This is a genomic window from Rhizohabitans arisaemae (genome assembly GCF_025996515.1).
GTDB classification, from domain to species: Bacteria; Actinomycetota; Actinomycetes; order Streptosporangiales; family Streptosporangiaceae; genus Rhizohabitans; species Rhizohabitans arisaemae.
On sequence record NZ_BLRH01000024.1, the window covers coordinates 209222 to 230145 of the forward strand.

General features: G+C 68.6%; 11 protein-coding genes and 3 tRNA genes. 10 read left to right on the plus strand and 4 right to left on the minus strand.

The window, feature by feature from the left end; genetic code table 11:
• Positions 1–8: 8 nt before the first annotated feature.
• Positions 9–545 carry a hypothetical protein gene (locus RUR_RS11285; RefSeq protein WP_283134921.1) on the minus strand — a complete coding sequence of 179 codons (537 nt, stop codon included), beginning with the start codon at positions 543–545 and terminating at the stop codon, positions 9–11.
• Between the two features lie 677 nt (positions 546–1222).
• Between RUR_RS11285 and RUR_RS11290 the strand changes: the two genes are divergently transcribed.
• The 9 genes from RUR_RS11290 (at position 1223) to RUR_RS11330 (ending at position 17790) form a co-directional block, all read left to right on the plus strand.
• Positions 1223–12577: an RHS repeat-associated core domain-containing protein gene (locus RUR_RS11290; RefSeq protein WP_283134922.1), complete on the plus strand. Its 11355-nt coding sequence runs from the start codon at positions 1223–1225 to the stop codon at positions 12575–12577.
• A 9-nt stretch (positions 12578–12586) separates the two neighbouring features.
• Complete coding sequence (locus RUR_RS11295) at positions 12587–12889, plus strand: hypothetical protein (RefSeq protein WP_283134923.1); 303 nt, start codon at positions 12587–12589, stop codon at positions 12887–12889.
• Positions 12890–13337: 448 nt separating this feature from the next.
• Positions 13338–13949, plus strand: a complete 612-nt coding sequence (locus RUR_RS11300) for a DUF5819 family protein (RefSeq protein WP_283134924.1) — start codon at positions 13338–13340, stop codon at positions 13947–13949.
• The gene (locus RUR_RS11305) at positions 13946–15109 is read left to right on the plus strand and encodes an HTTM domain-containing protein (RefSeq protein ID WP_283134925.1); all 1164 of its coding nucleotides are present in this window, start codon (positions 13946–13948) and stop codon (positions 15107–15109) included. Before RUR_RS11300 ends, RUR_RS11305 begins: the two co-directional genes overlap by 4 nt.
• Positions 15110–15159: 50 nt before the next feature.
• Positions 15160–15232: transfer RNA gene (locus RUR_RS11310), tRNA-Cys, on the plus strand.
• Between the two features lie 14 nt (positions 15233–15246).
• Positions 15247–15319, plus strand: a tRNA-Asp gene (locus tag RUR_RS11315).
• Positions 15320–15331: 12 nt separating this feature from the next.
• Positions 15332–15404: transfer RNA gene (locus tag RUR_RS11320), tRNA-Ala, on the plus strand.
• A 14-nt stretch (positions 15405–15418) separates the two neighbouring features.
• Positions 15419–16705 (plus strand): SDR family oxidoreductase, encoded by a 1287-nt coding sequence (locus RUR_RS11325; RefSeq protein ID WP_283134926.1) that lies wholly within the window; start codon positions 15419–15421, stop codon positions 16703–16705.
• Positions 16699–17790 (plus strand): leucine-rich repeat domain-containing protein, encoded by a 1092-nt coding sequence (locus RUR_RS11330; RefSeq protein WP_283134927.1) that lies wholly within the window; start codon positions 16699–16701, stop codon positions 17788–17790. The genes RUR_RS11325 and RUR_RS11330 overlap by 7 nt, the downstream gene beginning before the upstream one ends.
• Positions 17791–18181: 391 nt before the next feature.
• On the opposite strand, the gene RUR_RS11335 is transcribed toward RUR_RS11330, so the two are convergent.
• Entirely contained in the window at positions 18182–18850 is a 669-nt protein-coding gene (locus RUR_RS11335; RefSeq protein ID WP_283134928.1) for a PASTA domain-containing protein, read from the minus strand.
• Between the two features lie 459 nt (positions 18851–19309).
• On the opposite strand from RUR_RS11335, the gene RUR_RS11340 reads away from it, so the two are divergent.
• The gene (locus tag RUR_RS11340; RefSeq protein WP_283134929.1) at positions 19310–19792 is read left to right on the plus strand and encodes an ATP-binding protein; all 483 of its coding nucleotides are present in this window, start codon (positions 19310–19312) and stop codon (positions 19790–19792) included.
• A 506-nt stretch (positions 19793–20298) separates the two neighbouring features.
• Here the strand turns inward: RUR_RS11340 and RUR_RS11345 are convergent.
• Together RUR_RS11345 and RUR_RS11350 are read right to left on the minus strand one after the other, a co-directional pair.
• Entirely contained in the window at positions 20299–20583 is a 285-nt protein-coding gene (locus tag RUR_RS11345; protein WP_283134930.1) for a hypothetical protein, read from the minus strand.
• Positions 20580–20885, minus strand: coding sequence for a hypothetical protein (locus tag RUR_RS11350; protein ID WP_283134931.1), 306 nt, complete (start codon positions 20883–20885; stop codon positions 20580–20582). The genes RUR_RS11345 and RUR_RS11350 overlap by 4 nt, the downstream gene beginning before the upstream one ends.
• Positions 20886–20924: the final 39 nt, after the last annotated feature.

Genomic DNA, 20924 nt, shown 5'->3' on the forward strand with positions numbered 1-20924 from the left:
GGCGGTTCCTACCGCGAGGGGTGGGCGAAGTTGGTGAACTTGGTCGGTCCCCCGCACGGGCTCGCTTCGCGGCCGTAGTTGCCGATGTTGCCCCATCTTTCGAACCGCAGGCCGTTGAAACTCGCGGTCTTGCGGATGGAATGGGTACGGGTGATGTTGTTCCCGGGCGCGATCCGGAGGTGCTCGGTGGTGCCGGCGTTCCAGAGCTGCTGTCCGCCCGCGACCAGCACGCCGCCGCCGAGGGACACCGACTTCCTGGTGTTCGGGGCCCAGTAGCGGACCACGAGTTTGTCGACGTAGACGGTGGTCCGGGTGACGTTGCGGACGTGCCAGGTGACCTGCATCTGAAATGACTTGCCCGGCAGGCAGCTCGGCAGGCCGGTGCCGTCCTTGTACATCGCGTCGCTCTGATGGGTGGTCGAGCCGGTGCCCCGCAGGAGGTAGGTCTCCACCGCTTGCACGGTCGCGGCGGAGGCGGGGGACTGCATCAGGGTCACCCCCATGGCGGCCGCGGCCAGAGTCAGGAGCTTTCCTCTTTTCAACATGTGTTTCCTTCCACCTGAAGGGGAGACGGTGAAGTGCCGTGGGTCCGCGGAGGCTACGCCGTCCATACGGATTCGTGCGGCGTCGTCGGCTTCTTGAACGGGATCCCTGGTTATCGCCGACCTGTGTCGATGAAGATGTCGGGGGATTCCTATATCCCCTCATGTCGCCTGGTCTACCGGTCAGGTGGAACCTTAGGGCTTGCTTAACATTTGGCTGAGTTGTTTTATCCACGCGAATCGTTCCAATTCTTGGTGGATTTCCGGCGTCGTGCCGAGCCGTACGGGCTTAGGGACTCGGTCGGGCCGGCGGCGTCGGGGGTTCCTCCGAGGTCTGGTCACCTTTCGTGTTGGTGTCGCGTGTTGTTGCTCCTGTATGCCCGCTTCCCCGACTGAATCTGTACGGAGCGTGATGGACTTCGGTCGTTCTTCTATTTGTATCTAAAATCCGGACATATATGTTTTGTATAACCGGTGAAATTTGGGGTGAAGAATCTAGACCCGGCTCCTGTAATTAGGCAAGTGTGACATGGATCACATTCTAGATATATGACTTTATGTGTTATTTATGGGTCGGATATTAGAGATCAACTCCATGCGCGGACCAGCCGGCAGGGCAGGCGTGGGAGTCGACGGGGCTCAACACTTTCGGCATTGAGTACGCGGGGGAGCGACCGCTTATGCACGAGGTCGGATCTGGACTGGGATTCTTCGGCGGACGCACCTGGCGGGCCCGCATGGCGGCGGTGGCCGCGATCGCGTGCCTGCCGGGACTTCTGCAACTCACCGGCAACGCGTTCCCCGCGGCCGCGCAGCCCGTACCTCCCAAGAAGCTGGTTCTCCCCGTCCAGCAGTCGGGCTCCGCCAAGGGCCTCCCGAACCTGGTCGACTCCGCGGCCACCAAGGCCAAGGCCGGTCCGGCCTCCCAGAAGAAGGGGAACCGCCCCAAGGGCGCCCTTCCGCTGGAGACCCGGCACGTGCTGACGAACGAACCGGCCGAAGGCGGACTGAAGTCACCGCCCCCGCTGCCCTGGGAGACCAAAGGCTCCACCGCCAAGAGGGACGAGACCAAGAAGGCGGGCAAGGCGCGGCCGGACCGCCCGCACAACCCCGGACTCACCCGGAAGACACCGGCGGTCGCCTCCGGCCGCGAGGTTCCGGCCGTCGGCGGGACGGCCGTCAAGCCGTCGGCACGGACGACCGGGCTCAACTCCCCCGCCACGCTGTCGGGGACGGAGACCGGCCCCGGCCTGGGGACGGGGACGTTCAGGTCGCTGACCCCGTGGTTCAAGGCGACGATCTCCGACCCCGACGACAGCTTCGTCGGCCTGCGCGTCGAAGTGGAACACGACCCCGCGGCCCCGGCGGGTCAGGGGTCCGGGCCGATCTGGTCGGGGCAGCATCCGGAGTACGTGACACCCGATTCGACCCTGACGGTGAACATGCCGGCCGGAACCCTCACCGACGGCTGGCTCGTCCGCTGGCGGATGCGGGGCATCGGCTGGACCTCCGGCACGCCCGCCTACGGCGCGTGGACCGCATGGCGCAGCGCGAACGTGAACCTCAGTCAGCCGGCCACCTCGGATCTGGCCGTCGCCCCCGCGACCCAGGGCCCCGACGGGTGGACCTGGTCGTCGCCGACGCCGACGTTCTCGGCTCGGGTGCACGACATGCAAAGCCGGGACGTCGGTCTGTCGGTGCAGGTGGAGCACGATCCCGCGGCCGCGGGTCAGGGGTCCGGGCTGATCTGGCAGTCCATCGGCGGCGTGTACACCGCGTCGGGTGGCACGGTGTCGTTGCAGACGCCGTCGGGTGAGTTGAGCGACGGGTGGCTGGTGCGCTGGCGGGTGCGCGGTCATGTGATGAACGGTGCCTCCCACCTGTACGGCCCGTGGTCGGGCTGGCAGTCGGCGAAGGTCGACCGGAGCAAGCCTGCGGTGGCGAACATCTACGCGGGACCCGGAACCCAGGGTGACGGCCTGTGGACCCTGTCCTCGGTGACCCCGGTGTTCGCGGCGCGGGTGGACGACCCGGACGGGCGGGACGTCGGTCTGTCGGTGCAGGTGGAGCACGATCCCGCGGCCGCGGGTCAGGGGTCCGGGCTGATCTGGCAGTCCATCGGCGGCGTGTACACCGCGTCGGGGGGAACCGTGTACACGCAGGTGCCCACCGGTGAACTGAGCGACGGGTGGCGGATCCGCTGGCGGGTGCGGGGCCATGTGATGGACGGCTCCTCGAACCTGTACGGTCCGTGGTCGCTCTGGCAGTCGGCCCGGGTGGACCGGAGCAAGCCCGCGGTGTCCAACCTGGGTGTGAGCCCGGCGACCCAAGGCGGCGGTCTGTGGCTGTTCTCCTCGGTGACGCCGTCGTTCTCGGCTCGGGTGCTCGACCCGGAGAGCCGGGACGTCGGTCTGTCGGTGCAGGTGGAGCACGACCCGGCTGTCCCGGCCCAGGGTTCGGGGTTGATCTGGCAGTCCATCGGCGGCGTGTACACCGCGTCGGGTGGCACGGTGTCGTTGCAGACGCCGTCGGGTGAGTTGAGCGACGGGTGGCTGGTGCGCTGGCGGGTGCGGGGCCATGTGATGGACGGCTCCTCGAACCTGTACGGCCCGTGGTCGGGCTGGCAGTCGGCTCGGGTGGACCGGAGCAAGCCCGCGGTGTCCAACCTGGGTGTGAGCCCGGCGACCCAGAGTGCGGAAGGATGGACGATCTCCTCGGTGACGCCGTCGTTCTCGGCTCGGGTGCTCGACCCGGAGGGGCGGAATGTCGGTCTGTCGGTGCAGGTGGAGCACGATCCCGCGGTCGTGGGTCAGGGTTCGGGGTTGATCTGGCAGTCCATCGGCGGGGTGGCCATGTCCTCGGGTGGCACGGTGTCGTTGCAGACGCCGTCGGGTGAACTGAGCGACGGGTGGCTGGTGCGCTGGCGGGTGCGGGGCCATGTGATGAACGGCTCCTCGAACCTGTACGGCCCGTGGTCGCTCTGGCAGTCGGCCCGGGTGGACCGGAGCAAGCCCGCGGTGTCCAACCTGGGTGTGAGCCCGGCGACCCAGGGCTCCGGTCTGGCGACGCTGTCGACGTTGACGCCGTCGTTCTCGGCTCGGGTGCTCGACCCGGAGGGGCGGAATGTCGGTCTGTCGGTGCAGGTGGAGCACGATCCCGCGGTCGTGGGTCAGGGTTCGGGGTTGATCTGGCAGTCCATCGGCGGGGTGGCCATGTCCTCGGGTGGCACGGTGTCGTTGCAGACGCCGTCGGGTGAACTGAGTAACGGGTGGCTGGTGCGCTGGCGGGTGCGGGGCCATGTGATGAACGGCTCCTCGAACCTGTACGGCCCGTGGTCGCTCTGGCAGTCGGCCCGGGTCACGACCGGGGCTCCGGTCGGCACCGCCCTCGGCGTCCTGCCCGGGACACGGGGAACCGGGGAGTGGACGCTGTCCTCGCTGACCCCCTGGTTCCACACCCGGGTGACCGATCCCGGCGGCGCCTCCTCCCGGCTGGCCGCCGAGGTGGAGCACGACCCGGCTGCTCCGGCGGGCCAAGGGTCCGGGTCGATCTGGTCGGGTCAGGACGCGACCGCCTACCCGTCGGGTTCGAACGCCTGGATCCAGGTGCCCACGGCCAAACTGTCCGACGGCTGGCTGATCCGGTGGCGGGTCCGGGGGGTGACCGTCGGCGGGGTGAACGGTGCCTGGACCGACTGGCAACAGGCCCGGGTCGCCCTGGACAAGCCCACGGTGAGCAACGTCTCGACGACCCCCACCACCCATTCGGGGATCACCGGGATCGACCACCTCGCGTCGTTGACCCCGTCGATGGTCGCGGACCTGCACCACGCCGAGGGGCTCCACTCCCGGCTGGCGGTGGAGGTGGAGCACGACCCGGCTGCTCCGGCGGGCCAAGGGTCGGGGCCGATCTGGTCGGGCCAGACCACGACCACGCACGCCCCGGGTACCAAGGCCTGGTTGCAGGTGCCGACGGGCAGGCTGTCGGACGGCTGGTGGGTGCGCTGGCGGGTCCGGGCGGTCACCACAACCGGGGTAGGCGGCCCGTGGACGGAGTGGAAGTCCACACTGGTCGACTTGAAGAAGCCGGCGGTGGAGGAGCTGGGGATGAGCCCGGCCAACCGGGCACAGGGCTCGGGCCTGTGGACCTCGGCCACCCTGACTCCCACGGTGTACGCGAAGGTGACCGACCACCACGAGCGGTCTTCCAGTCTCGCGGTCGAGGTGGAGCACGACCCTTCGATGCCGTCCCAGGGCACCGGGCAGATCCACGCGGGCACCGGGACCACGTCCCACGCCTCGGGCTCCCGGACGTACGCGCAGATCCCGGCGGGCAAGCTCGCCGAGGGCTGGCTGGTCCGCTGGCGGGTCCGGGCGATCACCGTCACGGGGGTTCAAGGCCCGTGGTCCGGCTGGGAGTCCGCGAAGATCAGCGCGCTGCCGTTCACCAAGTTCTCCCCGGAGAACAACTCGCAGGTCGGGACGCTGTTCCCGACCCTGTCGGCACACGCGGAGCCGGTGAACGAGGACCAGGTGACCTACTGGTTCCAGATCTGCGCCGGAACCGCGCCCAACTGGACCTGGTGTGAGAGCTCCCAGACCTGGGAGACCGACGGCAACTGGGAGGTCCCCCGGACGAAGCTGAAGTGGGGGGAGACCTACTGGTGGCACGCGAAGGCCGCCACCAACCTGGCCACGGTGACCTCGGCCTGGCGGACGTTCACCCCCACCCCCGAGCAGGGCACGCTGAACTCGCTGCTCACCTCGGGGACGAACGACCGGGAGTTCAACCACGCCTCAGGGAACTACACGCACACCGACACCGATCTGAGCGTGCCGTCCGCGGGTCTGCCGCTCGCGGTGACCCGGACCTACAACAGCCAGGACCCGCGCACCACCGGAGCCTTCGGAACCGGCTGGTCGACGCGGTGGGACATGCGGATCGACGCCGAGCCGCAGACCTCGACCCTGCTGGTGACCTATCCCGACGGGCAGCAGCTGCGGTTCGCCGCCAAGGGCGACGGCACGTACGCGGCTCCGCCGGGGGCGTTCGCGACGCTGGCGGTCCGGACCGAGGGGGGCTGGCGGCTGATGGACAAGGCCTCCACGTCCTACTGGTTCGACTCCTCCGGGCGGCTGATCCGGGTGAGCGACAACCGGAACCGCACCCATGAGCTGACCTACGGCACCGACGGGAAGCTGTCCAAGGCGACCGCGACCGGTGGCCGGTCCCTCACCTTCACCTGGACCGGGGGACGGGTGACAACTGTGTCCACCGACCCGGTGGACGGGGCGCCGATCACCTGGACCTACCAGTACGACGGCGACAAGCTGGTCAGGGTGTGCCCGCCGGACGCCGGCACCGCCTGCACCGCCTACACCTACGCGGACGCCTCCCGGTACCGGAACCTGGTGCTGGACTCCGGTCCGGTCAGCTACTGGCGGCTGAACGAGACGGGCACCGCGAACGGCACGAAGATCGCCAGTGCCACCGCGTGGAACACGGGGATCGACGACGGCAAGCTCGCCGGCTACTCCGCGAACCTCACCGCAGGGGTGGCCGGGGCGCTCACCGGCTCGCCGGACACCGCCATGCGGTTCGGCGGGACCTCGGACGGCACGTACGTGTCGCTGCCGCGGGCGACGATCAGCGGCCGGGGCGGGCAGCTCGCGGTGGAGGCCTGGTTCAAGACGGCCGGGTCCGGAACCGTGATCGGATACCAGAACACCGACAGCACGCACCCGTCGGCGCACACCCCGGCGGTCTACATCGGGACCGACGGCAGGCTGCGCGGCCAGTTCTACACCGGCACGGCGGCGCCGATCACCTCGGCGGCGGCGGTGAACGACGGGAACTGGCACCATGTGGTGCTGTCCGCCGCCGACGGCACCCAGACGCTCTACCTGGACGGTCAGATCGTCGGCACCTTGGCCGGGACGATCAGCCACTACGACCAGTGGGACACCCGGATCGGCTTCGGCTTCGGCTCCGCGGCCTGGCCCGCGACGACCGGCTCCCTGGCGGCGTTCCCGTTCACCGGGGACATCGACGAGGTCGCGTTGTACGGCAAGCCGCTCGGTCTGCAGGTGGTCCGGGCGCATTACGCGGCCCGGCAGGTGCAGCCGCAGCTCACCCGGATCACCGAACCCTCGGGCAAGGTGTGGGCGCAGAACGTCTACGCCGCCGACGGGGGCCGCCTGACCTCGCACACCGACGACAACGGCGGAACCTGGGGGCTGTCCGCACCTGTCTACGCGAAGGAGTCGAGCACCCAGACGCTGGCCACGGTCACGGTGACCGACCCCAAGGGCGGCACCCTGGTCTACGCCGACGACCCGCTCCGCGGCAACCGTACGGTCACCCAGACCGACCAGCTCGGGAAGACGACCCGGTTCGAGTACGACGCCGGCGGGTTCCTCGCCAAGGTGGTGGATCGGAACGGCAACACCACCGAGCCGTCCTTCAACGTGCGCGGCAACATGATCGCCAGTAAGCGGTGCCGGTCGGCGGGCAGCTGCCAGACCGAGTACTACAGCCACCACCTCAACGTCGACAACCCGTTCGATCCGCGCAACGACGAGGTGGTCGCGGTCCGGGACGGGCGTTCGTCCTCGGCCACCGACGACCGGTACCTCACCACCCTGACCTTCAACGCCTACGGTCAGGAGACCGAGGAACGGACCCCGGCGACCCCCGACTTCCCAGGCGGCCGCACCTCGACCACCGCCTACACCACGGGCACCGAGCCCGCGGTCGGCGGCGGGACCGTCCCGGCCGGTTTGATCGCCTCCGAACGGGATCCCAAGAACAACGAGACCACGTACGCCTACACCGCCTCCGGCGACCTGGCGCGGGTCACCGGCCCCGGCGGCCTGGTCATCAGGTACACCCACGACGAGATCGGCCGAGTGGTGACGAAGTCGGAGGTCTCCGCCGCGGTCCCGGCCGGGGTGACCACCACGTTCGCCTACGACAAGCAGTCCAGGCTGGTGTCCTACACCGGTCCGGGCGTCCGCAACGAGGTCACGAACGCCACACACACCACGAAGGTGACCTACACGCGGGACGCGGACGGCAACCTGCTGACCGAGACGGCCACCGACCTGACCGGCGGCGATCCCGCCCGGACCACGGCCTACACCTACGACCCCTACGGCAGGGTGGCGACGACGACCGGCGCCGAAGGCGGTGTGGTGAGCTACACCTGGGACGGCACCGGAGCCAGGACCGGCGTGACGGACGAGCTCGGCACCCGGTTCGAGTTCGGCTACACCCCGCGCGGGGAGCTGGCCACCCGGACGATCAAGGGGTGGACGGGCAGCCCGGTCGCCCCGCAGGCGCCCGAGGACAAGGTGCTGGACGCCTATGCCTACGACCCGGGCGGACGGCTCGCCGCCGAGGTGGACGCCATGGGCCGCAGGACCTCCTACACCTACTTCGGCGACGACCTGCTCGCCCAGGTCATCGCCGACGACGTCCGGCTGAACGGCTCCCAGACCCCGCGGGACGTGGTGCTGGAGTCCAACACCTACGACGCCGCCGGGAACCTGATCGGTGTGGTCGGCGGGGGCGGAATCGAGCGCATGGACTATGTGATCGACGCCGCGGACCGGGTGACGTCACAGACGTTCGACCCGCAGGGCATGGCCCGCAAGGCCGAGTACGACTACGACGCCAACGACAACACCACCCGGGTCCGCATCTCCGCGGCGGGGACCTCCCGTACCGAGTCGATCGAATACGCCTACAACGCCGACGACGCCATGACCGGGAAGTCGGTCGAGAACGGCGCCGACGACCTGGTGACCACCTGGACCGTGGACGACCGCGGGCTGATCACGGCGATGACCGACGCCCGGGGGAACACCCCCGGCGCCGACCGCACGGTCTACACGACGGACATCCGCTACGACCTCGCGGGTCGTCCGGTGGAGATGCGGGCACCGCAGGTCCGCGTGGAGAAGGCCGGGACGGCGGCGGTGAACGCCCGTCCCACGACGAGGTTCGGCTACGACGGCGCCGGCCGCCGGACCCACACCACGGACCCGGAAGGCGACGTCACCGTCTCGGCGTACGACCGGCTGGGCCGGGTGACCTCGGTCACCGCGCCGCAGTACACCCAGCCGGGCGGTGGCGTGCTCACCCCGCAGCAGAGCTACACCTACAACGCGGCCGGTCAGGTGGTGAGCCACACCGACGCGCGCGGTTCGACCTGGACGACCGAGTACGACCGGCTGGGCAACCGGGTGCGGGTCACCGAGCCCGCGGCCACCGGTCAGACCGCCGGGCAGTGGGTGTACGAGTACGACCTGCTGGGTGAGCAACTGGCCGGGACGGACCCGACGGGTGCCCGGGCACAGACGACCTACGACGACCTGGGTCGGCCTATCACCAGCACCTTGATCGAACGCAGTCCCACACCGCAGGCGCTCGTCACCACGATCGAGTACGACGACGCGGGCGCCCGGGTCAAGGAGATCGGGCCGCAGAGCCGTACCACGACCTGGGCGGTGAACGCGGCCGGGGAGGTGGTCTCGGAGACCGACCCGGCGGGTCAGGCCACCGGCTACTTCTACGACCTGGCGGGACGGACGGTGAAGACCGTCAATCCGCTGGGCAACTCCACGATCACGGAGTACGACCTGGCCGGGCGCCCGACGAAGGCTAAGGAGACCAACGCCGCGGGAACCGAGCTGAGGGCCGTCACCTACGGCCACGACCTGGTCGGCAACCCGATCTCGGAGACCTCCGCCGAGGGCAGCACCGTCCGGCGGGTGTTCGACGCGGCCAACTCACTCACCGAGCTGATCGAGCCGGTCACCGCCACTCAGTCGATCAGCACGACGTTCGGCTACGACGCGAGCGGGGAGCAGACCAGGTCCACCGACGGGCGCGGCAACACGGTCTGGACCACGTACAACAGCCTGGGCCTGATCGAGTCGATCGTCGAGCCGGTGACCACGGCGCACCCGAACGCGGCCGATCGCACCTGGACGAACGTGTACGACGCGGGCGGCAACATGCTGGCCACCCTCCAGCCGGGCGGGGTCCGGATCGACAACGAGTTCGACCGGCTCGGCCGGATGGTCCGGCAGGTCGGCTCGAACGCCCAGGTCGTCACCCCGCAGTGGACCTACGGCTTCGACAAGGCCGGGCGCACCACCGCGATCGGCGACTACGGCCTGGAGTACAACGACCGGGGGCTGCTCACCCGGGTGACCAAGGCCGGGACGCAGACCGCGGCGTTCGCCTACGACGCCTACGGCAACCCGACCCAGCGGGTGGACTCGGGCGGCACCGCGACCTACGGGTGGGACGTGGTGGATCGGCTGCAGAGCGCGGCCGATCCGGTGAGCGGGCGGACCTTCACCTACGCCTACGACGCGAACGACCGGCCCGTCTCGCAGACGTCGGTCAATCCGGCGGGTTCGCAGGTGTACGGCTACGACGCGATGGACCGGATCGTCGAGCACACCCTGAAGAACGACGCGGGCACCCAGCTGGCCAAGATCACCTACGGTTGGGACAAGGACGACAACCTCGTCTCGAAGACGACCTCCGGTACGGCCGGCTCCGGGACCAACACCTACGGATACGACAGGTCCGGACGGCTGACCTCGTGGACCGACCCCTCGGGGACGAACACCGTCTACGAGTGGGACGCCGCCGGCAACCGGACCAGGGCCGGGAACAAGGCCTTCGTCTACGACGAGCGGAACCGGCTGCTGTCCGGCGGCGGCAGCACCTACACCTACACCCCGCGCGGGACCCTGGCCGGCGAGACGACCGGCGGGGTCACCAAGAACCTGGTGTTCGACGCCTTCGACCAGCTGGTCTCCGACGGGGACGCCACCTACGCCTACGACAACCTGGGGCGCCTGGTCTCCCGCACCAAGGGGGGTGACCAGGAGCGGTTCTCCTACTCCGGGATCGAGAACGACATCACCACGGTCACCGACGCGGCCGGGACGGTCAAGGCGCGGTTCGGCCGGGGGCCGGACGGGCAGCTCCTCGGCCTCGCCGAAGGCGGCGTGACGCTGGGGACGATGAGCGACCAGCACGACGACGTGGTGGCCACCTACTCGGGCAACGCCCTGGTGGACTCCACCGCGTACAGCCCGTTCGGCGAGGTCGGAGCCAGGACCGGGGTGAGCAGGCGGCTCGGCTTCCAGGGTGAGTACACCGACCCCGACACCGGGAAGGTGAACATGCACTCCCGGTGGTACACGCCGGGGACCGGCGGGTTCGCCTCCCGGGACGACTTCACCATCAGCCCCTATCCGTCGGGCAACCTCAACCGGTACGCCTACGCGAACGGCGCCCCGCTCAACTACACCGACCCCTCCGGCAACTGCCCGTTCTGCATTCCGCTCCTCTGGGCGGTGGGCCGGGTCGTCGTCCAAGCCGCGGTACGGACCGCGGCCGTACGGGCCGTACAGCATGTCGGCAGGGCGGTTCAGCGGGCGGTGCCCCAGGCGGCACGGCAGGTACCGCGGGCGGCCCGGCCGGTGGGCAAGCCGGTCGGGAAGCCGGTCGGCAAGCCGGCGGGAGGTCCGAGGGTCGGTAAACCGGCCGGGAAACCCGCGGGCAAACCCAAGGTCGGCAAGCCGGCGGGCAAGCCGAAGGTCGGCAAGCCCGCCGGGAAACCGAGGGTCGGCAAGCCCGCGGGCAAGCCGAGGGTCGGGAGACCGGGAGGCAAGCCGGCCGGCAAGCCGAAGATCGGTAAGCCGAAGGCCGGGAAACCGAAGGCGGGCAAGCCGGGTGGTAAGCCCAAGGCGGGCAAGCCGAAGGCCGGGAAACCCAAGGCGGGCAAGCCCAAGGCCGGGAAGCCGAAGGCAGGTAAGCCCAAGGCTGGGAAGCCGAAGGCGGGCAAGGGCGGCAAGGGCAAGGGCGGTAACAACAACAACATCAAGGACATGGTCATCGAGGCGAACTTCGATGACTTCGGGATCGCGACGGGGTTGCCCGGGCTGCCCGACGGCATTCAGTGCCGGAGTGTCCGGAGCTGCATCGTCGACGTGGTCGAGGACGTGGTCGAAGACGTCGTGGACGACGTGGTGGACCAGATCGTCGACGAGATCGTCCCCGAACTCCCGGCAGACGCGCCGGGCGTGGGGGGTGGCGGTGATTCGTGCGACAGGCGGCGCAGCAGCTTCGTCCCCGGGACGCTCGTCCTCATGGGCGACGGCTCAAGCCGCCGCATCGAGGACGTCAAGGTGGGCGAGGAGGTGCTCGCCTCCGACCCGGCCACCGGCAGGACCGAGGCGAGGCCCGTACTCGCTCGGATCGACAGTGTCGGGGACAAGCGGCTGGTCGACCTCACCGTCGATCTGGACGGCGACCGCGGCGACGCCACCGACGTGATCACTGCGACCGACACCCATCCGTTCTGGGTTCCGGCCCTCCGCGACTGGGTGGAGGCGGGCCGACTCGAGCCCGGAACGTGGTTGCGGACCTCGGCCGGCACCTACGTCCAACTGACCGCCGTCGATCGGTGGACCGCGAGCCGACGGGTCCACAACCTCACCGTCGCCGACTTCCACACCTTCTACGTCGTCGCCGGGGACAAGGCCCTCCTCGTCCACAACGACGGTGACGACTTCATCGACCTCTACCATGGCACCAACAGGGACGGTGAATCCGCGATCCGACGTTATGGGGTGAATCCGGATATCAGTGATCGTGGAATGGATTTCGGGTCCGGGTTCTATACGACCACCGATCGCTCCCAGGCTGAACAGTGGGCCAATAGGCCGAGAAACAGGGGACAGGGCAGGGTCTTGCACTACCGGATTCCGCAGAGCGCCCTGGAGTCGCTGAACCGCAAGGACTTCACCGAGAACAGTGATGATCTGGCAGACTTCCTGCGCATGAATCGGACCAAGAGTGGTACGCATTCCTACGAGCTGGTCACAGGGCCGATGCTGATCAACGTCAAGAAATTCCTGAACGGAGCCGATCCGGTTTACTCCGGAAATCAGACGACGTTCTGTGGCCCGCGGGTCGGCGAGATCCTCGACCGATACCTTCAGTAGGAGAAGTCGATGTCGGAGTTCGTTTTTCGAGTGACGGAGGAGACTCGCGAACAGCTTGAGTGGATCGCCGAGGAACTGCAGCGTTTCGGAATGTCCCGGGCCGAGGCCGTGGCGCGGATCAACCACCAGTGGCACGGGAGCGGCTTCGCGGAAGGTGCGGATTCTCTGCTCGGCCACGAGCTGCCCGAGTACTGGGCCACGTTGATCTACTACGTTGACGTGCCCGATTGGAGCGATGGCGTGGATCGATCGTCCTGGCCGGTGCTGGACCCGCCTCCACGGGGGTCCATGTACTGGACCCTCGATGAGTAGCCGGCGGAGGACGCCTCTGTTCGAACTCGGCTGAACCGTCGAGTGACCCCCGGGCTCGGCCCGGGGGTCACACTGTTCGCCGATAGCCGGCCCTTATGAGATCTGTATCTACAAAGTCTGATATTTCGCCAATAGGTGGATGAAGTATGAATAGTTGCGAGACCCGCCGTGGGTTTGCTAGCTTTTCAACGATTTAATTGAGTCGCTCATGCCACGGTGAATCCGAGATGAGCGGCAGATGAATCGCACGTCCTGCTCGGCGACGGGGTTGGTGTGTTTCTTGTCTGACAAGCTTGAGAGGCGAGTACCGGGCGGAAAAGAGCCCGCTTCGGCCAGGGGAACGTTCAAGGCTCAGTCCGAACAGGGGAAATCGCTGACCGGATGGCGGTTACGGGTTCTCGCCCTCGCATGCTCGGCGGTGGTCCTGGCGCTGGCCTTTCACTTCGGGATGACGTTTCTGTATGTGGCGCCGTGGAACCCGGCGTATGAGAAGAGCGCGTCCGTGGTCGAGGGCTATATGAACCCCTACTTCGGGCAGAACTGGGAGTTGTTCGCCCCCGATCCGATCGACTACGACGCCCGGGTGCTGGTCCGGGCCAAGGTGAAGGACGCCTCGGGGTGGGAGCGGCACACCGGGTGGCTGGATGTGACCGGCCCGGAACGGGAGCTGACCCGGGGCTCCCTGTTCCCCGGCCGGCTGGCACGGGTGGTGGGCGGCGCCCGGCAGATGGTGACCGACGCCGATGTGCCGCCGTCGGCCGCGTCGCTCCCCGAAGAAGAAGAGGAGACCGAAGCGGAAACCGAGGAGGAGCCGCCCGACCCGGTCTTTCAGGATCAGGCGGTCCGGCATATCCGGGCGGTCGCCACACTGGCCGCGCGGGCCGAGTGGGGGGACGGGGTGACCGAGATCCAGCTGCGCGTCTCCGACCACATGTTCCCCCGTTTCGAGGACGGGGACCGGGACGGGGCGGGCACCAAGACCTACAGCGACTTCGACTGGTGGCCGGCGGTGGCGATGAGCGCGGACGCGGTCCGGATGTGGAAGGAGTCACACCGGTGAGCACGGGGAACGAGCCGCTGCTGCCCGCACCCGGGCGGCTGCTCGGCCTGGCCGGAGCCCGGCTGGCCGCGACGGTGGAGCGGGTGAGCGGGATCCGGTACGGCGTGTACGGGCTCGCGGTGCTGCGCGTCGGCTACGGCCTGGTGCTGCTCGCCCTGCTGCTCACCGGGTACACCGACCGCCGGCTGATCTGGGGTCCTGAGTCGGCTTGGACGCCGGACCTGTTCAAGGAGAGCCTGGCGGAGGACGGGACGTTCTCCCTGTTCGCGATCTCGGACTCAGGCGTCTGGTTCGAGGTCCTGTTCCACGTCTTCCTGCTGGTCGTGGTGCTGTTCATCCTGGGCTGGCGGACCCGGTGGATCACCCCGGTGCTGGCGGTCCTGGTGTGGTCGTGGCATCAGCGACAGCCGTGGGTGCTGGACGGCGGCGACAACCTGATGCAGCTGGTGCTCTTCTATCTGATCTTCGCCGACCTGTCGGCCCGCTGGTCCCTGGACGACCGCAGGAGGGTACGGCGTGCCGCCGCCCGCGCCGCGAAGGCGTCGGCGGAGCCCGCTCCCGCCAAGCGCGACCGGAGCCTCGGCGAGGCTGAGAACGCCGTGCCGGGAGTGGCACCGGGTCTGCCCGCGTTCGAGGGTGGGCTGCGGTGGCGGCTGGCCACGATCGGCCACAACGCGGCGCTGGTGGCGACGCTCCTCCAGGTGAGCATCGTCTACTTCAACGCCGGCCTCCTCAAGGTCCAGGGCGAGATGTGGCAGCAGGGCACCGCCCTCTACTACACCCTGCGCACCGACGAGTTCGCGCCGTTCCCCCGGCTGAGCCGCCTGATCTGGGAGAACGACCTGGCGGTGGCCTCGGGCTCCTACTTTGCGGTCTTCATCCAGCTGGCCTTCCCGCTGCTCATGCTCAACCGGATCACCCGCAGGCTCGGCCTGGTCGCGGTGACGAGCATGCATCTGGGCATCGGGGTCCTCATGGGCCTCGGCTCGTTCTCCCTCATCATGGTCTTCTCAGACCTGCTGTTCGTCCGCAGCGGCACCTACCGCCGCGTCGGAGCCTTCGCCCAAGCCGTGTGGCACCGTACCCGAACACGAACCCGGCTATCCGCCACACCATCCCTCCCCAAACCAGCAAAACACCGAACTCTCACCGGATCCTGATAAATCAGGTTCCTTCGAGTTGGTGAACCCGGTAGGTTGCGGTTCGCGTGGGGCCTGTAGCGCAGCGGTCGTCGCACCTTCCCGCACAGGAGGGGGACGCCGGTTCGAATCCGGCCAGGCTCCACCGGCACGTGCTGGGGCTCGTGGCGCAGTGGTCGTCGTGCCGCCCTGTCAAGGCGGAGGACGCCGGTTCGAATCCGGCCGGGCCCGCCGCAGGTACCTGGGTCTGTAGCGCAGTGGTCGTCGCACCTCTTTGGCAAAGAGGAGGACGCCGGTTCGAATCCGGCCGGGCCCCACGAGGAGGGACGGATGGACGAGGAGAGCGTCACGACGCTGCTGCGGCTCCTCGGCGAGGCCCGGGAGCTCTCGCTCGACGACCCGGCGCGGCTCCGAATCGAGAGTACGGCGCACGCTCTGGTCCGGGACGGGCGGCGCCACCGTCGCCGGGAACGCAAGCAGGCGATCGCTCGGGCCGACGCGGCGGTGCTCGCCGCCACGGCGATGGGCGCACCCGACCGGGTGATCGACGCCCCGGTTGAGGTGACGGGTGAGCCTGCGGGCAGGTTACGCAGATCGCGGATCTGCTATGTGTGCAAAGGCTCCTTCGACCGGGTCGACGGTTTCTATCATCTGCTCTGCCCGGCGTGTGCCGCCGACAACGCGAGTCGTCGTACGGCTCGCGCGGACCTCTCCGGACGGAGAGCATTGATCACCGGCGGCCGTACGAAGATCGGACATCGGCTCGCGCTGATGATGCTCCGCGACGGGGCGCAGGTCACGGTGACCACGAGGTTTCCCGCCGACGCGGCGCGCCGGTTCGCCGAAGCCGGGGACTGGCCGGGACGGCTGGAGATCGTCGCCATCGACCTGCGCGACCCACGGCAGGTGATCGCGTTCGCCGACGGACTGCTCGCCGCCGGTGAGCCGCTGGACATCCTGGTCAACAACGCCGCTCAGACTTTGCGTCGTCCCCCGTCGGCCTACGCCGCGCTGCTCGAAGCGGAGCGGCGGGAGCTCCCGCCCGGCAGCGCGGTGTCGGTGGTGCCGGGATTCGAACTCGAGGTCGATGAGAACGCGCTCGACGCGGTCGTGGACATGTCCGGCCTGCTCCCCGATCTTTCGCCGCGGAACTCCTGGTCGGCCCGGATCGGCGAGATTGACCCCGTGGAGCTACTGGAGGTCCATCTGATCAACGCGGTCGCGCCGTTTCTGCTGATCGACCGGTTGCTTCCCCTGCTGCTCGCCGCACCCGCCCCCCGCCGCTACATCGTCAACGTCTCGGCCGTGGAGGGCCAGTTCACCGTGGCCAACAAGACCAGCCGCCACCCCCACACCAACATGGCCAAAGCCGGACTGAACATGCTGACCCACACCTCCGCCGCCGATCTCGCCCGCCAGGGCGTATATCTCTGCAGCGTCGACACCGGCTGGATCACCGACGAGAACCCGGTGCCGATCCGCGACCGGCTCGACCGCAGAACCCCGCTGGACGTGATCGACGGCGCGGCCCGTGTCTACGACCCGATCGTGCGCGGCGAAGCCGGCCACCCGGTCCACGGCGTCCTGCTCAAGGATTACGCGACGGCACCGTGGTAGACGACCTGGTCGCCTGGCTGCGCACCGGCCGCCCGGTCACCGAGCGCACCGACTTCACCGTGGGCACCGCGATGCCCGACGGCCGTCTGGACCTGTGCAAACAAGCGCTCGGACCACAGGGCGTACGGCTCATCGCGCAGGCGTTGCCCCGAGGCGGTCCGATCCGCCACCTGCTGCTCGGCACCGACGACCTCGGCGACGAAGGCGCCGTCGCGGCGGTCGGGGGAGCGGTCGACTCCGGAGCCGCCACCCTCTACCTGGGTTGCAACGGCATCGGTACGGCCGGGGCGTGCCACATCGCCGACCGGTTGATCGCCTCGCCCGGCCTCGTCCGCGGACTCTGGCTCAAACGCAACCCGCTCGGACCCGACGGCGGCCGAATCGTCGGCGGTGCCGTCGGCAGCGGCCTGCGCACCGTCGACCTGGTCCAGACGCGCCTCGACCCCGCAGGGCTCGCCGTTCTCGTCGATCATGTGCTCTCCGTCGGCGGGATCGGGCGGCTTTTCGTCAGCGGCAACCCGCTTGGGCCCGCAGGTGCGGAAGAGCTGGCCCGGTTGATCGCCGGTGGCGGCATCGAGGAGCTGTACGCCTCCGCGGCGGGTCTCGGGGATGACGGCGCCCGGGTACTCGCGGAGGCCCTACGCCGGAGTGCGTCCGACGAAGGGCTCACCCGGCTCTCGGTGGCGAGCAACGGAATCGGCCCGGTCGCGGCCGAACTGGTCACCGCCGCCGTCGCCACGGGAGTGGAGGTCCTTGACCTCGGCCGGGTACGGGCCGCGCGGGCTCTCGGCGCCCCCGACAACCACCTCGGCGAACATGGCGCAGCAGCCGTCGCCCAGGCGCTCACCCGGGTGCCGCACCGCCTGGCCCACCTGGACCTCGGCCACACCGGGATCGGCAGCAGAGGAGCCCTCCACCTCCTCGCCGGAGCACAGACGGCCCCGACCCCCACCAGGTTCACCCTGGGCCACGGCATCGCCTCCAGGGTCAAGGCCGAGCTGAAGGCCCTGGCGTCGCCCGTACCGGATCTGCGTCCACACCCGGATACGGCCGCCGTCCACAGCGTGCACCGAACCCGGCCCTGACCCGCATGCGACGGTCGACTGTGGTGAGACGCCCCCATCCGACCGGTCGCGCTCCCGACACCGAGCCGGTTCGCTACCGTGGCCCCTACGGGAGCTGAACCGGCCTCGGAGCCGGTACGGACGGAATCTTGCTCGCCGCAGGAGCCGGAAACGAACGGGGTCACGGCACTCGGCGATGGGGCATCCCCCGCTCACTCGGCAATCGGAACCCCCGTCAAACCGCCGGCGTGCGGAGTTGATCGCGAGTGGTCGTCTCGAACCTCGTCGCCGTGATGACTTCCAGACGTGGTCGCCCGCTTCGGCCGTACCGGGCGAGCCGACACTCGGCGAGATCCTTCTCGCTTTCCGGCAACGGGAACGCACGTGATTCGAGATCAAGGCGTTCGGCGGGTCAGCACCAGCGGCTGCGGCGGCAGATGCCTCCGCCTCCGCCTCCGCCTCCGCCTCCGCCGCGGTCGCGGTCGCGGTCGCGCAGGTCGGGGTTGCGGGGGCCGTCGAGTGAGCCGAGGTTGTAGCCGACGGTGAGCTTGATCTTCTGTCCGATTTGGAGCCGGGCGCCCGGCTTGGGGAACTGGGCGATGACCCGGTAGGTCCCGGCGGGGACGGACTTGCTCTCTTTGAGGGTGTCGGACACCATGCCGAAGACACCGGCGAAGTAGGTGGTGGCCCGGGATTGCGACCAGCCGACCACGTTGGGCATCGTCCGGTTCTTCCGGTAGAACGCCGATTCCTTGTCGGTCAGGATCTTCACGATGAGGGTCGAACCGGGCTGTACGGCGGTGCCGGGGGCCGGCTTCATCGCGTAGACGACGCACTTGGCGCTTTCCAGGCAGTAGCTGCCGGGGAGCGCTTCGCTGGTGAGGAGGAGGCCGAGCGCCGTGGACTCGGTCTCGGCCTGGTTCAGCCGCTTGCCGATCAGCGCGGGTGCCTGGAGTGGCTCGGCCGCCGCCGGGGTCTTCTCGTCGCCGTCCCCGATACCGACGAGCCGCATGCATCCACCGACGACCAGCGCGAACACGAACAGTGTCGCGCATCCGGTCTTGATGTTCTTATGCGCCATGCATGCCGTTCCTCTCGAAGGAAACTCCAAACACAAGCCAGATGGCTCGCATGGCAATGAATTATAGAATAGATTGTGAAGTCAGTCCACAATATCCTCGCCTGCGAGGTGCCACATCAGCCGTTCGGTGCGCTTACGCGGGGCCCGCCGCTGCTTGGACGGGATGAGCCCGATGTCGACGACGCTCGGGGAGGCCGGCGGGAAGTCTGTCGGGGCGGGGTGATGTCAAGGAGGAAATCAGCAGGGTCGGCTATCCCGGTCTCCCCGGGACAAGGTCCTCTGGTTGGGGCGTGAGCGGGTCGGCGCCGGCGTGCTCCGTCGGGCTCGGGATCGCAGCACCGCTGGACAAGTTGGAGCTCCAGCTCTAATCTGGTGCTCCAACTTTACTTTCGGTGATTGATCCTAGGGCATGAGGTGACAATGGACACGTGGACTGTGGTATTTCCCGCCACCATAGCCATGGTTCCGGTCGCGAGGTCCTTCGCACGACAGTTCCTGGGTGACCATCCCGCCACAGCCGACACCGAACTCGTCATCTCCGAACTGGTGACCCTCGCGGTCACCCGCGGCACCGGTTCGGACATCACCCTCCGCCTCGACCGCGACGCGCGCCGAATCCGCGTGGAGGTGAGCGATCGCGCCCCCGACGACGTCCCCCTCGACGATCACGATCCCGGTCCCCCCACCGGCGACTTCTTCACCGACTCCGACGGAACCCGCCGTTTCAAGGTCGTGCACTCCGTCGCGGCCCGCTGGGGCCACGAAGGCATCCCCGGCCGCCACACCCTCGTCTGGGCCGAGGTCGGCAACCCCGCCCCGGACCCCGATCACCCCACCGACGGCTGCAAAGACAACCCCCACTCCCGAATCCCGCTCTATGAGCGCTGGCGAGCCGCCAATTCGGGCGCGAGTTCATCGACGGACATCCCAGACGCTCCCTGAGAACCGACGAAAGACCGCCAGGGGACTAGGGGATGTCCGCCTTCGCCACATTGCGCATGGTGAAATTCGCCTTTTTCCCTGCTTGTCCGCCTATCTTTGTGAATATCGGGACACGGGGTAACAGACCTCACCAGGATGATGAAGGCTGAGGAATCGCCTGAGGTGATCGATGGGTCTCCGGTCGAGAGGGGACGTGCCTCTGCGACCTGGGGCTTCCTGCTACGGGCGGAGCATCCGGGAACGGCGACGGCCTGGCGAACCGAGGTCCGCCAGGCCGTTGCGCCCCCGCTGTTCGCCATCGGATGCCGGAGGTCATTCGTTCAATATGAAGTGAATTCCGGGGCATGGAATTGAAATTGATCGCTGCGGGCGGTGCCCAGTCGCGGTATATATTTCGCAGGCTGATATGGTTTTATAGCTGCAATCCCGGTTAGAGGTCCATACTTCGCGAGTTTTCTTAGGGCTCGCTTAACATTCGAGGCGGGGCGCTCGGCGGATCGGCGATCCTACCCCGCGGCTTCCTCCCCGGCGGACTCCCAGAGCGTGAACAGGCTCGCGAGGAGACCGGCGGTGTCGGCGGCGTCGCAGGCGAAACCCAGGGGGATCACGTCGTCCAGCCAGAGCATGGGGACGCCGCCTTTCCCCTCCCGGCAGGTCACGTTCACGCGGTACCCGTGGCGGGTCTTCGACCACACCTCGATCGAGTGTTCCACCCACCGGCCCCGCAGGTCGCCGTACTTCAGGCAGGCCAGGAACGCGGTGAGGAACGCCCGCTCCTCGTCGGGGCTCACGGGCATCGCGCCGCGGCGCGCAGCCCGAAGGCGTACCCGATCCTGCGCGCGGCCGTCCCCGGGGTGTCGGTGGAGACCTCCGCGTACCCGCCGAGCGCGTCGTCGGCCCGCCAGCGGTATAGCCAGGCTCCCCGTCCCCACTGCACCCAGACGACCGGCCCCCGCTCGGGGATCACGAGCGCCACCCCGGACCCGAGACGGATCACAGTGGAGACGCCGAGCACGGCGAACTCCGCCTGAAGCCGGAGTGCGGCCTTCACCTCGGGGGCCTCCACCCGGGCGGAGTGACCGGTCTCATCCATCGCACCCCTCCGCGATCGACAACCAAGCCGGTGCGTCGA

What these genes read in the sequence shown, in the direction of transcription:
- RUR_RS11350 (WP_283134931.1), bottom strand. Translation starts at nt 20,885, where the DNA reads ATGGATGAGACCGGTCACTCCGCCCGGGTGGAGGCCCCCGAGGTGAAG.
- RUR_RS11340 (WP_283134929.1), top strand. Translation starts at nt 19,310, where the DNA reads ATGGTTCCGGTCGCGAGGTCCTTCGCACGACAGTTCCTGGGTGACCAT.
- RUR_RS11300 (WP_283134924.1), top strand. Translation starts at nt 13,338, where the DNA reads ATGACGTTTCTGTATGTGGCGCCGTGGAACCCGGCGTATGAGAAGAGC.
- RUR_RS11335 (WP_283134928.1), bottom strand. Translation starts at nt 18,850, where the DNA reads ATGGCGCATAAGAACATCAAGACCGGATGCGCGACACTGTTCGTGTTC.
- RUR_RS11295 (WP_283134923.1), top strand. Translation starts at nt 12,587, where the DNA reads ATGTCGGAGTTCGTTTTTCGAGTGACGGAGGAGACTCGCGAACAGCTT.
- RUR_RS11285 (WP_283134921.1), bottom strand. Translation starts at nt 545, where the DNA reads ATGTTGAAAAGAGGAAAGCTCCTGACTCTGGCCGCGGCCGCCATGGGG.
- RUR_RS11290 (WP_283134922.1), top strand. Translation starts at nt 1,223, where the DNA reads ATGCACGAGGTCGGATCTGGACTGGGATTCTTCGGCGGACGCACCTGG.
- RUR_RS11325 (WP_283134926.1), top strand. Translation starts at nt 15,419, where the DNA reads ATGGACGAGGAGAGCGTCACGACGCTGCTGCGGCTCCTCGGCGAGGCC.